At 58.4% G+C, this 14,728-nt stretch carries 10 protein-coding genes and 1 pseudogene; 6 read left to right on the top strand and 5 right to left on the bottom strand.

Going from position 1 to position 14,728, the window contains the following annotated elements:
- Positions 1-16 precede the first annotated feature (16 nt).
- Complete coding sequence (locus tag RX328_RS16640; RefSeq protein ID WP_213253551.1) at positions 17-685, bottom strand: TetR/AcrR family transcriptional regulator; 669 nt, start codon at positions 683-685, stop codon at positions 17-19.
- Between the two features lie 190 nt (positions 686-875).
- Between RX328_RS16640 and RX328_RS16635 the strand changes: the two genes are divergently transcribed.
- Entirely contained in the window at positions 876-2,486 is a 1,611-nt protein-coding gene (locus RX328_RS16635) for an AMP-binding protein (protein WP_213253550.1), read from the top strand.
- A gap of 141 nt (positions 2,487-2,627) precedes the next feature.
- On the top strand, positions 2,628-3,857 hold the full coding sequence (locus tag RX328_RS16630; protein WP_213253549.1) for an ABC transporter substrate-binding protein: 1,230 nt from the start codon (positions 2,628-2,630) through the stop codon (positions 3,855-3,857).
- A gap of 159 nt (positions 3,858-4,016) precedes the next feature.
- Here RX328_RS16630 and RX328_RS16625 read toward each other — a convergent pair whose 3' ends face one another.
- Both RX328_RS16625 and RX328_RS16620 read right to left on the bottom strand, forming a co-directional pair.
- Positions 4,017-4,316, bottom strand: coding sequence for a hypothetical protein (locus RX328_RS16625; protein ID WP_317258750.1), 300 nt, complete (start codon positions 4,314-4,316; stop codon positions 4,017-4,019).
- Between the two features lie 146 nt (positions 4,317-4,462).
- A pseudogene (locus tag RX328_RS16620) lies at positions 4,463-5,685 on the bottom strand (IS1182 family transposase); the annotation flags it as partial.
- Between the two features lie 126 nt (positions 5,686-5,811).
- On the opposite strand from RX328_RS16620, the gene RX328_RS16615 reads away from it, so the two are divergent.
- Positions 5,812-6,258: an SgcJ/EcaC family oxidoreductase gene (locus tag RX328_RS16615; RefSeq protein ID WP_213253546.1), complete on the top strand. Its 447-nt coding sequence runs from the start codon at positions 5,812-5,814 to the stop codon at positions 6,256-6,258.
- Between the two features lie 958 nt (positions 6,259-7,216).
- Here RX328_RS16615 and RX328_RS16610 read toward each other — a convergent pair.
- The gene (locus tag RX328_RS16610; RefSeq protein ID WP_213253545.1) at positions 7,217-7,981 is read right to left on the bottom strand and encodes a Crp/Fnr family transcriptional regulator; all 765 of its coding nucleotides are present in this window, start codon (positions 7,979-7,981) and stop codon (positions 7,217-7,219) included.
- Between the two features lie 446 nt (positions 7,982-8,427).
- On the bottom strand, positions 8,428-8,967 hold the full coding sequence (locus RX328_RS16605) for a DinB family protein (protein WP_213253544.1): 540 nt from the start codon (positions 8,965-8,967) through the stop codon (positions 8,428-8,430).
- A 1,106-nt stretch (positions 8,968-10,073) separates the two neighbouring features.
- On the opposite strand from RX328_RS16605, the gene RX328_RS16600 reads away from it, so the two are divergent.
- The 3 genes from RX328_RS16600 to RX328_RS16590 all read left to right on the top strand — a co-directional run bounded on the left by RX328_RS16600 (position 10,074) and on the right by RX328_RS16590 (position 14,720).
- Positions 10,074-11,858, top strand: coding sequence for a PHA/PHB synthase family protein (locus RX328_RS16600; RefSeq protein ID WP_213253543.1), 1,785 nt, complete (start codon positions 10,074-10,076; stop codon positions 11,856-11,858).
- Between the two features lie 596 nt (positions 11,859-12,454).
- The gene (locus RX328_RS16595; RefSeq protein WP_213253542.1) at positions 12,455-12,649 is read left to right on the top strand and encodes a hypothetical protein; all 195 of its coding nucleotides are present in this window, start codon (positions 12,455-12,457) and stop codon (positions 12,647-12,649) included.
- Positions 12,650-13,130: 481 nt separating this feature from the next.
- Positions 13,131-14,720, top strand: coding sequence for an ABC transporter substrate-binding protein (locus RX328_RS16590; RefSeq protein WP_213253541.1), 1,590 nt, complete (start codon positions 13,131-13,133; stop codon positions 14,718-14,720).
- The last annotated feature ends 8 nt before the right edge of the window (positions 14,721-14,728 follow it).

Raw genomic sequence — 14,728 nt, 5'->3', positions numbered from 1 at the left:
CGGCGACGAGCTAGTTTCATGCGCGCTTCTTGTTCGATGGGATTCGCTTTCGCTTTAGCCCGATCACGCGCCATGCGAGCTGCGCAAGTTCGCGCACTATCCGCTCGGGCGGCAAGTTTCCGTCGGGCCTGTACCAAGTGTACATGTACCCGGAAATACTGCAGGCGGCGAGCGCCGTGACCTTGGTGTTGCCGAACTCAAGCGTTCCCTCGGCACGCGCCTGCTCCATCTGCGCGCACAGCTTGTCGTAGAAGCCGTTGGCCAATTTCTTGGTCGCGGCGGCGAATTCGGGGCGGAATACCTGCGGCTCACGGAAGGCGAAGAAGGCAGAGGGGTAGTACTCGACGGTGATGCGGATGATTTCTTCGAGCGCGCTGGCCACCTTCTCGTGCGCGGGCCGCACGTCGTCGGGATCGTCCAGCACAGTGAAAACGGCGACAGTCGGCTCCCAAGAGAGCAATTCGAAGATCTCCAGTTTGTTGCGGAAGTAGTAGTAGACGAACGGCTTGGTGACCCCGAGCTCGCTGACGATCTGGTCCATCGTTGTGTCAGCATAGCCGCGCTCGTGGAACAGGCGCTCGGCCACGCGCAAGATGCGCTCGCGCTTGACATCGTTACCCGGCGTGGGTGCGCGCTGGCGACGCGGCGAGCGTGTTTTGGCAGCGGAACGAGGGAAGTCTTGCATCGGTATACCCGTCAGCAGCGATATCTGATGAGAATATTGCTCGTTGGAGCCGGAGGGGGTGGATATTGCACTATTCTACCAGCTAGTATAATTATTCTACTGATAGGTATATCATAATCTACTCGTCGGTATATGCTGGCAAGCGCCCGCCGGCCGCGCCCCTTCAGTAGACGACCTCGAAAGCGACGCCATGGAGCCAGTCTGCCCCCGGATCGAAGAGCCCCTGCACGAGCACCTGCGCCGGCACGCGAGCGAGCAGCCCGCCAAACCCGCATACGTCTGGTACGGCCGCGAGATCAGCTACGCTGAGCTGGACAGCGCCAGCGATGCGTTCGCTGCCCGGCTGGCTGAGCTGGGTGTGAAAAAGGGCGAGCCCGTTGTCCTGTTCATGAACAATTGCCCGCAATACGCCTCGGCGCACTACGGCATCCAGAAACTGGGCGCCATCGTGTGCCCCTGCAGTCCGTTGTTCAAGGAGCATGAGCTGCAATACCAGCTTGCCGACTTGAAAGCGCGCGTGGTCGTGGCCGCCGGGCCACTGCTGCAAGTAGTGAACGAGGTTCGCGCGAGATCGGCTCTGGAGCATATCTTCGTGGTGCATTATGCGGACTTGCTGCCCGATCAGCCCGACATCGAGGTACCCGCCGAGCTGCTAGCGATGCGCGGCCGGCGTGAGGTGCCCGCAGCCTGCGAGGACTTCCTGGCCGTTGCGCGGTCTGGCGCGTCGGCACCCAAGGTTTCCCTGTCCATGGATGACGTCGCGCTCATGACCTACACCTCCGGCACCACCGGCATGCCCAAGGGCGCGATGCTGAGCTACCGCAACGCGCTCTTCAAGAGCGCGGCGGCGGCCCATTGCAACGGACTGCGCGGCGACGACGTGTTGCTGGCCATTGCGCCGCTGTACCACATCGCTGGCAAGGTAATGGGCATCGACGTCACTATTTATGCGGGTGCCACCAGCGTGCTGTTGTACCGTTTCGACCCCGTGGGCGCGCTGCATGCGATTGAACGCTACCGCGTCACTTGGTGGTACAGCATTGCGCCAATGAACGTGGCGATGATGCAGGCGCCGGGCGCGGAAGGCTACGATCTGTCCAGCCTCGTGATGAATCCGGTCACCAGCTTCGGCATCACCTTTACAGAGCCGCTCGCCGCACAGTGGCGGAAATACGCGGTCAACTGCAGGTCATTCGAAGCGTCCTACGGTTTGAGCGAGACGCACTCCGTGGACACCTACATGCCGGCCGACGCGGTGCGCTGGGGCACGCATGGCAAGCCGATCCCCGGCAACGAGATCCGCATCTTGCATCCGGAAACAGATGAGCACATGCCCGTGGGTGAGCATGGCGAGATCGTGCTACGCAGTCCAGGTGTCTTCAAGGGCTACTGGAACGCGCCGGACAGTACGGCAAGGACACTGCGCGATGGTTGGGTGCATACCGGCGACATGGGCTTTCTGGACGCGGAGGGTTACCTCACATTCACAGGCCGCTTCAAGGAGATGATCAAAGTCTCAGGCTATGCAGTGTTCCCCGAGCAAGTGGAAAGCATCCTCGTTAAGCATCTGGCCGTTGCGCAGGCCGCGGTGATCGGTGTCCCGGACCCAGCCAAGGGTGAAGTGATCCGCGCGTTTGTCGTGCGCAAACCGGGCCAGGAAGTGGACGAGGCAGCGCTCATCGCCTGGGCACGTGATAACATGTCGAGCTACAAAGCGCCGCGCCAGGTGCGCTTCGTCGACCAGTTGCCCGCTACCGGAACCGGCAAGGTGCTACGGCGGCTGCTGAAAGAGCTGCCTTGATGCCACTCCACCATCACGGCCCGCAAGCGCATCGAGAAGGCAGTTACTTTCGGTTCTCGGGATGTCACTCTTCCGCCACACTCGCGGCAAGCGATTGCGACAAGACCATAGGCTCAGTCATAACAACTTGAGGAAACCCGCATGACGAGGAATGGAATTTTTCAACTGGTCACGGCAGCGGCGGTCGCCGTCGACCTGTCGGCTTCGTCGGCCTACGCGCAGAAGAAATACGATACCGGCGCATCCGATACCGAGATCAAGATCGGCCAGACCGTGCCGTTCTCCGGCGCCTATTCCGTCTACGCCAATATCGGCAAGACCCAGGCCGCCTATATGAAGATGATCAACGATCAGGGCGGCATCAACGGCCGCAAGATCAACCTGATCCAGTATGACGACGCCTATTCACCGCCGAAGACGGTCGAGCAGATCCGCAAGCTGGTGGAAGGCGATGAGGTCCTCCTCACCTTCCAGATTATCGGCACCGCCGCCAATGCCGCCGTGCAGAAATATCTCAACGGCAAGAAGGTGCCGCAGTTGTTCGCCGCCACCGGCGCCTCGAAGTTCACCGATCCCAAGAACTTCCCCTGGACCATGGGTTACAACCCGAACTATTTCGTCGAGGGCAAAATCTACGGCCAGTACATTCTGAAGGAGCACCCGAACGCCAAGATCGGCATTCTCTATCAGAACGATGATCTGGGTAAGGACTATGTCAACGGGCTGAAGGCCGGCCTTGGCGACAAGGCTTCCAAGATGATCGTGGCGGAGGCTTCCTACGAAGTCTCCGACCCCACCATCGACTCGCAGGTGCTGAAGATCAAGGACGCCGGCGCGGATCTGTTCTACAGCGCCTCGACGCCGAAGCAGGCGGCGCAGGCGATCCGAAAAATCCACGAGCTGAACTGGAAGCCCGTGCACATTCTCGACATCAACGCGAGCCCGGTGAGCGCCACGCTGCAGCCGGCCGGTCTTGAAGCGTCGAAGGGCGTGATCAGCGTCAACTACGGCAAGGATCCGGCCGATCCGACCTGGAGGGACGATCCGGGCCTGAAGAAGTATCTTGACTTCATGGCAAAATACTTCCCGGAAGGCGACAAGATGAACACGGTCAATACCTACGGCTATTCGACCGCTCAGCTGCTGGTGCAGGTGCTCAAGCAGTGCGGCGACAACCTGACGCGTGAGAACGTGATGAAGCAGGCCGCCAACCTGAAGGACGTCGTGCTCGATCTCGGCCTGCCCGGCATGAAGATCAACACCAGCCCCAACGACTATCGCGTCAACAAGCAGTTGCAGATGATGCGGTTCAACGGCGAGCGCTGGGAATTGTTCGGCCCTATCCTCGAGGACGCAGGTCCGGCGGGCTAGCCTCAGAGAAAGACGAAATGCGATCGGCGGCCCTCGGGCCGCCGATTTGTTTTTGCCTCGCGAGTCACTTCGCGCAGCCTGCAGGGAGAGGTCGATTTGCGAAGCAAATCGGATGAGGGAACTCTCCGCGAGCGTTCAGAAATTGGTGTCCCAACAAGCTCACCACGACAGCGCGGCGCTGCCGACCCATGCGCGCTCGCACCATCGTGAGCACGTCAGCACGCGGATCAGCCACAACGCACCAATGAGCAAGATCACGATCACGGCCAATAGCAGCGCGACAAGCGCCAGCGGCATGCGGTGCCCGCCCACGAAGAGACGAAACGCCAACGCCGCACCAAGCGAGATGATTGCCCCGATCTTGATTGTCAGCATCGGCATCGCAAGCAGCACGCCGAGCGGCGGATCGAACAGCGCAATGCGCCACGGCAGTCCTTTTGCTGGCAGAGTAGATCGCAAGGTGAAGCGCGACAGCGCAGAGCAGGACAACAATTGAGCCGTTTACGACCTCGACAATGAGGTTAATTCTTGCGTGCTCCACCATTCAGATTGCCGCCCATCTGCCGCCGATTGAACACCTCGTATCAATGCGACCAGCGGATCCTCAGCCGGCGCTGGACCGCCTCGAGAATTTGTTCATGCTCCCATCGGGTGATCCGTCGCTCCTTGGCGGTGGTGCAGCTGTGCTTGAGGCCGCAGCTCTGGCAGGCGTTGGTCCAGTAGCGGCGCAGGACCAATCCATTTTCTTCGTCCGTGTAGTGATAGGTGAGCCTTTCGCCGGCAGGACAAATGTAAATGTCCAGCCATGTAGCGAAAGTCTTGCTTGCCGAAGCGCCCTTCCGCCTTTGAGTTCGAGGTCATTGGCTTTGGCAGCGTAACTGTTATGCTGGCCTCCTCGCACGCCAGGATCTCCTCGCTGTTGAAGTAGCCTCGATCGGCGACCGCTTCGAGCTCCTCCGTTTGCAGAGTTGCCTTCGCCTCCTTTGCGACGGTTGCAAGCTGTGAGCGGTCCGAGCCCACATTCGTCACCTTATGCGTCACAATCAAATGGTTCTCGGTATCGACTGCGACCTGCACGTTGTACCCGACGACGCCGGAACCGCGCTCGCTCGTCGCCATCGAGCGGGAGTCAGGATCGGTGAGCGAGATCTGCTGGTCGGGCGAAGCGAGCATCTGCTTCTCGATCGCAGCGAGGCGCTGCATCTGACTTTCGAGTTTCGCGAGTTTCTCCTTGAGCCGCGTCGTATTGAGCGCGAGCGTCTCAGAAGGCTCCTGCCGATCGACCGTGTCGAGCTGGCTGAGATACCGCGCAACGCTCTCTTCAAGCTGGGCCCGGCGCCGCTCCACCTTGGCGCGTGTGAAGTTCCGATCGCGGTTGTTCACGGCTTTAAATTTGCTGCCGTCGATGGCAACGCTGGCTTTCGTCAGTAGCCCATCTCGCGGCAGAGCTCGACGAAGCGTGTGCACACTTTGCGGATCGCGGGGCCCATTGTCCTTGCGGAAATCCGCAATCGTCTTGTGATCGGGAACAAGCCGGCCCGTAAGCCAGATCACCTCAACATTGCGCCCGGCGTCATGCTCAAGCCGGCGGCTTGACTGAACCCGGTTGAGATAGCCATATATAGAGCTTCAACAGCGCCGAGGGATGATACGAAGGCCGACCGGTTCGCTCAGGATCGACCCCACTGAATCCTAGCTCGGCAAGATCGAGTCGATCGAGAAAGACGTCGATCACCCGAACCGGATTATCCCCGCCAATCCAGCCTTCCAAGCATTCGGGAAACAGCGTGCTCTGTCCGCGATCCAGCCCCTCAACGAAGCGCCTCATCCGATCCCCCGAAATCGCGTCAGAATCATATCTCGGGAATCAGTCCAAGCGAGGCATTTTCACACAGCCAGGGTCAATAGGCGACTTTGAGTGTTATGATGGCGCCTCCGTTCATGGGAGGGTTACATGAGGATACTGACGAAAGCTCTAGGCGTGGCGCTCGTGTTGGTGGCAACGCCGACTCTCGCTAGCCCTGCAGAAGAGGCCAGCGCTGTAGTCGATCAGTGGTCGGCAACATACAGCGCCAACGATCGTAATGCACTGGTAAAACTCTATGCTCCGGATGCCCTTCTTCTCGGAACGACCGACCCGGTCGCGACCCGAGGCACCGAGGCGATTCGGGAGTATTTCGCGGCGCTCGATAAGGGTGGCCGTAGGAACACGATGCAAGAGAAGAATGTAATCGTGCTCGGTGAAAACGCTGTCGTTGTCGCAGGATTTTATGACTTTGCCCGAAAGGAACAAGATTACGAACCCCGACCATCGCGTTTTACGTTTGTGGTTGTGAAGCGCGACGGTAAATGGGTGATCGCGCATCATCACTCGTCGCCACGCGCTGCTCAACGGCAGTGAGCAAACTGGCCTGAAGCTGTTGCGCCATTGGCTTGCGGTCAAAAAACGAATTGGCGGTCGGACCCGCGCCTTGAGTTCATCATTTCGTCGATTTCGGCATTGGCTTGCGTTGGCCCGGCGGTCTGCTCAGGGTCATTGGCGTCGGTTTTTCCGGAACACGGCGACTTCCGGTGCGACCGGTGAACGGACATTCTCAGAATAGACGGGGCATGTCTCAAAGCTGCCAACAGCCGACGTTGCACGTTCGATTGATCCTACCTCTGTTGGCTCGTCGCTAAATTAACCGACAGATGTTCGTGAAACGGCGCCGATCTGTTCCTACCGTGAATTTGGGAAAAAATCCGTAATTCTACGCAGGGCAAGGATCGAACTTCTTTCGCTACTCGAAGCTGGCGACGAGATTTTGCATTTGAGGGGCACCTGCTACTAGGTGACAAACCAGCCAAACTAATACATCGCTAGACGCTGCGTTTCAAACACTGTTTCAAACACTCACTTTCATCAAACTACATCTGAGAGTCTAGAAGCGAACCGACATCTTAAGGTCCGTTGGTACCTTGATGGTACGCATCTGGGGATGGCGGGACGCGTGTTGGAAGTGTTCATTACTAAGCGAAGCTCGACCAAGTGGGAATGGCGGTCTGTGACCGCTACGGGGCCACGATTATCGGCGGGTTTGAGAGCAGCCGACCAGCGGCCAAGTACCGGGGTAATCGGGCGCTGTTTCATCTGTTGTCTACGCGCTGGATTCGGTGATCGCGCAAGTCGGAACATAAGGCAGAACACGAACGCCGAACAATCGATGCGTTTCCGTCGTTCGCCAATGGAAATTGCCAAATCATCCGGCTTCCGCTGAATGAAGCAACGCGAAGCAAGGCGGCACTCGTTCTTCCGAGGATCGCGGCATGTGGGACTACTCGGAAGGCTATGCATGCTTTTACAAAGAATGATTTGGGTCCTATTCGGCCAAAACGGAGTTTTGGCTGCCGGTGCGGCCTGACTGCGAGGCTTCGTTGTGTCCACCGGGAAAAATCTGGTGATATCGGCAGCTCATGACCTTGTAGCACTCGCATGCCGCTTCTTCGAGCCTCTGTCTGTCAATCTCGACCAAGCCGCGCCGGCCAGATCGTACAGCACCCGATCCCCGTAGTTTGCGCATAACCAGCGTCACTGTCGTTCGTCGGACTCCAAGCAATTCTGAAAGCGCCTCCTGCGTTAGCAATATAGCGTCAGCGTCGATTCTATCGTGCATGTGGAGCAACCACCGGGCCATGCGGGCTTCGACAGGATGCAGCGCGTTGCAGGCGGCTACATGTTGAAGCTGCATCAACACTGCCCTTGTGTGGGTCTGGACCGCCTGTTTGATGACGCTACTCTGACCGAAGGCTGCATGAAACCTTAATGCGGAGATCTGCGATGCGATCCCCGCCACGCGCACGACAGCCGTGGTAGGAGAATGCGAGGGCCCGAGCACTGACAGCATGCCCACCGCTCCCTCAGGCCCGATTACCGAGGTTGCTACTGTTTGTCCGTTCGGCATGTCGAGCATGAACGAAATCGTCCCGCTGTGCGGAAAATAAACCTTTTCGTTCCGATCTCCCGATCGCACGAGCACCGCGTCTCGTTTGAGCGATATTTGCTCGAAGTGAGGGGCGAGTAAACCAAGGTCCGCGGACGGCAGCCCAGCTAACAGTCGATTACCAACGCTCGTAGGAAGCTTCATTGTGGCTGGTAATTCCTTCGGTGATTATGATCATTTCGGATTTAAGGAGAGCACGCGGCCTGGACCGAAATCCGGTTGGTGTCGCGCGTTACCAAGAGCACCACGGTTTGTCTTCTCGCATTTTCACTTGGGGGCTTTGCTTCTGCTTAGGGGCTCTGTCATAATTCCGTGTTATTGCGCAACCTTTAAGCCTACACCGAGCACAGCTAATACCGCGGTTTTGAAACGTCTCAGCCGCAGCGGGAAGATCCCCCGTGACAGTGGAAACAACGGCACCGTACTGTTACCGCACTCCTCCACGCGCTTGAGAAAGCCGCCAGGGTTCGCAGAGGGTGCACCTCATCGCTTCGCCCAAGCTGGCCGAAGCGCCGCGCGCGCGTCGGCGACGCCCAAAAACGTCCACTCCGATCCGTCGTTTCCTTGCGGCACACACTTCGGCAAACTCGCTACACCCGTCCGTGTCGGATCAGCGTTTTGAGATCGGGCGCTGTGCCGCCGCGCTGAAACGCCAGCAAGTCGAGCGAAGGTGGTTCGCCACCCGTCAAGATCGATAAGCACGCATGTGCTTGTCCGCGATGATGGGTCTGGTGATTGAACAGGTGCAACAGAATATCCGCGAGGACCTGAGACTGCGGCATCCCGGAGGATGTCTTGTAGCCGTGGAGACTGGCAAGTGTCACTTCGTCGTACTGATCGACAACCGCCATCAACCGATTGTCTTCATCGATACGCGCCCAGGTTAATTCGGCACGGTCTTCATACAGAATAGCGTCAAGGCGATTCGGATGGTCGCCTTCACCGGTCAGCCGTTTCAGCCAGAGGCGGTCGGTCAGCAGCAAGTAGTTTAATGTGCCGTGCAGACTGCCGAAGACGACGCCGATGTGAAGCCGATATGCCTGATCCGATAGATCAAGTGCAGCGGCATACAGGCGTGCATTGGCCCAGCGATTGTAGGCCGCAAGTTGCCGAAACTGGGAGATGGTCATGATTTTGCCTCCCGCCGTTAATTGGGGTCACTGGGCATTCTTGCCGCTGAAACGCAGGACTGAGCTTTGCAAACGAGTCGCGCTCTCGGCGGCTTAGAACTCCGTTACCGGCCGTCGGATCGCCTGGCTCGGGATTTATTTTTCTAACCATTGTGCGTCCTCCCTTTTGTTGTGAAGCGCCAACTGAAGCGGACCCCAAACGATCACATCGCATGAGGGCACGGCCTGCGCCCGAGGTGAGCTAGCAGGCTCAAAGTAAGCATTTTGCGTAATCATCGCCGTGTGCCGCGCGCGCAGCGAGTGCTCAGTGGAGAGACCGGCCAAGAAGACTGTCGGGCTGTATTGAGAGTGCGATGCCCGCTGACGGATCCCCCGCTGCCCATTCACCTCCAACGGAGACGTCGGCACGTCCCGCCTCGATGAGCAGCTCTAAAGAAGACTACCCGATCCCACGTTCATCCAAAAGAGGCCTCACATGGCCGGGGCGCGGCAGAAGCAATTCGCTCCCAGTGACCCACACGTCCGAAAGGGGTCAATCGCGTCATTCCGACGGTACGCCGAGCGCTTCCGGTTTGCCCCGAAAGCAGACAAGTTCAGAACCAGGTGGCATGTCTCAAAGGTGCCATTACGGAAATCAAGCAAGCCTCGGAGCAAACAATAGCTCTCGCGCGCCTCCGCTTCGTCAGCGCAGGGCCAAACGCAACACCACTGCCCTTGTTGGATCGCCGCTAATAGCGTGTCGACGCTTACGGCAACAAGCAATAGGTTGCAAGGGTCCCTGATGGCCCCTTGCTGGCGCTCCTTTAGGGTCGATAGAACAACAGCGCTCATGGAGAAGCCCGGTGCGACGAATGCGCGCCTGGCCCCTCCTTGGAGCGTTGCGGAGACAGACGCTCCACTCGCCCTCTATGTCCATTCAGGCGAAGTTACGGCGATCGTGCCGGGAGGGAGTCTCGCAACGCACAATTCTGATTGCATTGCAAAATGGCGACCTTGGCTGGGAAACCGAGCCGTTCATTTCTTGATCCCACCTGATCGCAAGGTGGTAGTCTTTCAGAACCAGCCAAAGCTCCTGGTACAGGTCTGATAACCACTAGGGGAAAGATATGGCCGACAAACTAGTGCAGCCCGGATGGGACCCGCTCGTCCTTGCGGCGCAATTGCAGAGAATCGCCAAACAAAGCCAGATACTGATGCAACGTTTCGTGTCGAATCAGCCGGACGCGGTCAAGCTTGGCATTGGCGACACGTCGAGCCTCGGGTTCGATTTTTTCAAACTCATGACGAAGATGATGACCAACCCCGCGGCGGTCGCGAGCGCTCAGATCGATCTATTTTACGGCGGTTTGAATGTTTGGCAAAAGACCGCCGAACGCATGCTCATGCCCCGCGCGCAAGAAGCCAATGCTCCGCAAGATAAGCGCTTCAAGCATCCGGAATGGAGCGAGAATGCCATCTTCGGTTTCGTGAAAGACGGCTATCTCGTTGCTGCCAAATCGATTCTTACGGCAATCCGCGAAGTCCAGGGCATGGACGACGCCACCGCTCGCAAGGTGGATTTCTACACTCGCCAATTCGTCGACGCTTTGTCGCCCTCCAATTTCGTCGCAACAAATCCGGAGGTCCTCGCCGAAACGCTGAATTCTGGCGGACAGAACTTGCTACGTGGCTTGGAGAATCTTCTCGTCGATCTGGAACGCGGCAACGGCCGGCTTTCGATTACGATGACCGACATGAGTGCTTTCCGCCTCGGCGAAAATATCGCCACGACTCTAGGAAAAATCGTCTACCAGACCGACCTCATGCAATTGATCCAATACAGGCCATCGACGCCGGAAGTCCGAAGGCCTCCACTGCTCATCGTGCCGCCGTGGATCAACAAGTATTATGTTCTCGATCTACAGCCGAAGAATTCCTTCATCAAATGGGCTGTCGATCAAGGCCATACGGTCTTCGTCATCTCCTGGGTAAATCCCGACGAGAAGCTCGCGGAAAAGACCTTTGAAAATTACATGATCGAGGGACCTTTGGCGGCACTGGACGTCATCGAGTCCGCAACCGGAGAGCGGAGCGTCAACACGATCGGCTATTGCCTCGGCGGAACTCTCCTCGCCTCGACGGCCGCCTACTTGGCCGCGAAGGGCGACGGCCGTATTGCAAGTGCCACGTATTTCGTGACACTCGTCGATTTTACCGACGTGGGTGAGATGGCCGTCTTCATCGACGAAGCGCAATTGGCTTCTCTCGAAAGACGGATGCGCGAGCGCGGGTATCTGGAAGCGCAAGATATGGCGACGGCGTTCCATATGTTGCGGGCGAATGACCTGATTTGGTCTTTCGTCGTCAATAATTACCTGCTCGGCAAAGAGCAAATGCCCTTTGATCTTCTGTTTTGGAATTCCGATTCGACGCGCATGCCAGCAGCGATGCATTCGTTCTATTTGCGTACGATGTATCAGCACAATCTCCTTGCAAAACCCGGCGGTATTAACCTCGCCGATACCCCGATCGACTTGTCGAAAATTTCGACGCCGACATTCATTCTATCTGCGCGCGAGGACCACATTGCGCCATGGAAATCGACCTATGCAGCGACCCGCTTCTATTCCGGTCCGGTCAAGTTCGTTTTGTCGGCGTCTGGCCATATTGCTGGCGTGATCAGCGCACCGGGCAGCAAATATGGTCACTGGACGAACGATAATTTGCCGCCGCGCCCTGACGAATGGTTTGCTGGCGCTACGCCTCATCAAGGCTCTTGGTGGCCGGTCTGGGACGAATGGGTAACGCGACTTGATTCCGACCGCGTTCCTGCGCGAGAACCCGGCGGCGGCAAGCTCACGATTATCGAAAACGCGCCGGGCTCTTACGTGCGGGTGAGATCCGCAGCGTAGAAATCCTGTTCCGACTTGTGCTTTCGGCGAACCGCATCAAGCTTGGCCCGGTGGCGGCGCCAGCACGCAAGAAATGAGCCGCACCGCTTTCGTTGGTGATCAAGTGACGCATGGCGGCCAAAAGGGTTTCGGCATGACCAAGCACGGCCGAGCGGGGCACGCGACCCGATCGCCGCGTTTCCGTTTCCTGCAGAAGCTCGAAGCACAGAAGAACGATCGCAAGGACCGCTCTCGGATCAAGGACCCGAAACAGTCCACCGAAGAGCTATTCCATCCCCGGAAGCCAACACGAACCTGACGAACTATCCTTTGATGACCTTCGGGGTGGGCACATTCGCCTTGGCAATAGCGGAACAAGTTGATGTCTGAAATACCCGGGCAGAGCGGACATGCTCTGCCCGATCTCTAATCGCCGGTTGTGCCAAAGGCGGAAGTGATCCCGACTCGCGGCGTCGCGAAACGGCGATTGTGCGACGCATCGAGAATGGCTCTGTTAAGCCACTTCCCTGCTTAAGGGGAGTGGCCGCCGCGCTGGCCCCTCCCCATTTTGGCTGCGGGGGAACGAGCGAGTCCTCGCGTGCCATCGGAGACCCGCAGTGACCATAAGAACCTTTTGCACGCTTGCCGCCGCCATCTTTGCCCTGATCGCGCTTCTGCAGTTGATCCGGATTGTGATGGGGTGGTCCGTCACCTTGAATGGCGTCGATGTGCCGTTCTGGGCGAGCTGGATTGCCGTCACCGTGGCGGGCGCGGTGAGCTTCGTCGGCTTCCGCGCCGCCATGCGCAGCTAAGGGCTGGCAGACCCGCCCGGGCCGATCTGTCGCCGGGCAGCGGAGCCACTTCCCTACTCGCGGGCATTGAGCCGTCGTGCTCCACCGCGACAGCGGTTTAGTGCAATATATGTTTTGCGACCCCAATATTTTGCGACATGACAGCCGAGGTTCATCGGAAGGGGGACTTCCGGTGTGGGTCAAACTTAGAAGTCTGAGTGCGCAACTGGGAAGTCCGCTTTGCCCTCAACAACGGGCATCGTCAGCCAGACCTGTCAGGTCCGAAAAGTGCCAAAGGCAGACTCATGCACCGCAGCAATGAGACCGTCGGCGAGCGTCTGCGAGGTTGACGGCACAGGCCCGGGTCCCGGCACCAAGGCTTACGACGGTCATTTGTCTCCGGAGCCCTGGCTTCACGAATTCAGGACGGCACCCCTTGCGCTTGATACGCTGCGAGTGGTCAACTTGCTGATCGGAATACTCCTACACTGTTGGAGAAAACATGATGCTCAAGAAGATTGCGATCGTGGCCGGTTTGGGACTGGCACTCTCCGCCACGGTGGAGGCCCAGACGCCGCGCAAGGGCGGCACCATTCGTATGACGGCGCCCTATGGCTCAAGTTTCACCAGCATGGACATTCATACGACACAGCGCGCCCAGGACGAGATATACGCCAAGGCTCTGCATCGATCGCTCTACAATTGGAACTCCGCTGATGGCAAGCCGGTTCTGGAGCTTGCCAGGGAGGTCACCGTCTCCGGCGGAGGTCTTGTTCATACCTTCAAGCTGCGCGACGACGCTTATTTCCACCATGGTCGCAAGATGACGGCCGACGACATCATCTGGAGCTACAATCGGATCATGGACGGCACCAAAGCCTATCCCGGCGCGCGTTTTGTCCGCGTGATCGAGGGCGCGTCCGAGGTCGAGAAGGGCAAAGCCAAGGAAATCTCCGGTCTAAAAAAAATCGACGACTTCACGCTCGAAATGAAGCTGACCGAAAAGGTCGATCCGGGTTTCTACTTCTTCAACGCGATAACTTCGATCTATCCCGCCGACGAGGGCGCCAAGGAGAGCTTCATCCAGAAGCCGATCGGTCTTGGGCCATTCAAATTTCTCGAGCACGTGCCGGGATCGCGCGTCGTTCTGGAGCGGTGGGACAGGTTCTACCAGTCCGGCAAGCCGTACGCTGGCAAGCTCATTGTGTCGCTCATGAGCGAAGCCGCGGCGCGCGATGTCGCCTTCCGTAACAAGGAAATCGACACCTCGGTGCTCGGGCCGGCGCAGTATGTCGCCTATCAGGCCGACCCCGGCCTCAAGGGCACCATCGTCGAGGTCGCCGAGGTCTTCACGCGTCACATGGGGATGAATCCCGGATTCAAACCGTTCGCCGACAAGCGGGTTCGGCAGGCTATCAACCATGCGATCGATACCGATCTGATCATCGCCAAACTGGTCAAGGGCAAGGCCTATCGGGCCACCAGTTGGCTGCCTCTGACTTCACCGCTTTACGACAAGACCATGAAGCCCTACGCCTTCGATCCCGCCAAGGCGAAGGCGTTGCTCGCGGACGCGGGCTATCCGACCGGCTTTGAATTCGAATGGACGACGAGTCCAAATGAAAGCTGGGGTTTGCCGATCGTCGAGGCCATTATTCCGATGCTGGATCGGGTGGGCATCAAAGTGAAGGTCAAGCAGGTCGAGACCGCGGTGCTGGCGGACGTCATTCGCAAGGGCGAGTTCCAAGCCTATGTTTATTCCATGGCGACCGGCCCCGATCCCTCGGCGGCGCTCAAATGCTTCCACTCGTCGACGCCGCCATCAGCTTGCAACTACACGAGCTTCAAGAACGCGGACTTCGACAAGATGATCGATGAGGCCGGGCAGACCGACGACGCCGCAAAGCGCGGCCAACTGCTGCAAAAGGCCAATGCTTTGCTCTATGAAGAAGCGCCGGTCTGGTTCTTCAACTACAACAAGGCGGTCATGGCGGTGCAGCCGTGGCTCAAGGGGATCCAGTTGAACGCGACGGAACTGACCCATCAAAACGCCGAAGACCTCTGGGTCGATGAGACCTCGCCCGCGAAGTGACACGCGCT

It is taken from the genome of Bradyrhizobium sp. sBnM-33, assembly GCF_032917945.1.
Classification (GTDB): Bacteria; Pseudomonadota; Alphaproteobacteria; order Rhizobiales; family Xanthobacteraceae; genus Bradyrhizobium.
Note: the sequence above shows the minus strand (reverse complement) of the source record. Positions and strands in the feature narration are given on the sequence as shown.

What these genes read in the sequence shown, in the direction of transcription:
- RX328_RS16635 (WP_213253550.1), top strand. Translation starts at nt 876, where the DNA reads ATGGAGCCAGTCTGCCCCCGGATCGAAGAGCCCCTGCACGAGCACCTG.
- RX328_RS16600 (WP_213253543.1), top strand. Translation starts at nt 10,074, where the DNA reads ATGGCCGACAAACTAGTGCAGCCCGGATGGGACCCGCTCGTCCTTGCG.
- RX328_RS16640 (WP_213253551.1), bottom strand. Translation starts at nt 685, where the DNA reads ATGCAAGACTTCCCTCGTTCCGCTGCCAAAACACGCTCGCCGCGTCGC.
- RX328_RS16590 (WP_213253541.1), top strand. Translation starts at nt 13,131, where the DNA reads ATGATGCTCAAGAAGATTGCGATCGTGGCCGGTTTGGGACTGGCACTC.
- RX328_RS16605 (WP_213253544.1), bottom strand. Translation starts at nt 8,967, where the DNA reads ATGACCATCTCCCAGTTTCGGCAACTTGCGGCCTACAATCGCTGGGCC.
- RX328_RS16610 (WP_213253545.1), bottom strand. Translation starts at nt 7,981, where the DNA reads ATGAAGCTTCCTACGAGCGTTGGTAATCGACTGTTAGCTGGGCTGCCG.
- RX328_RS16630 (WP_213253549.1), top strand. Translation starts at nt 2,628, where the DNA reads ATGACGAGGAATGGAATTTTTCAACTGGTCACGGCAGCGGCGGTCGCC.
- RX328_RS16615 (WP_213253546.1), top strand. Translation starts at nt 5,812, where the DNA reads ATGAGGATACTGACGAAAGCTCTAGGCGTGGCGCTCGTGTTGGTGGCA.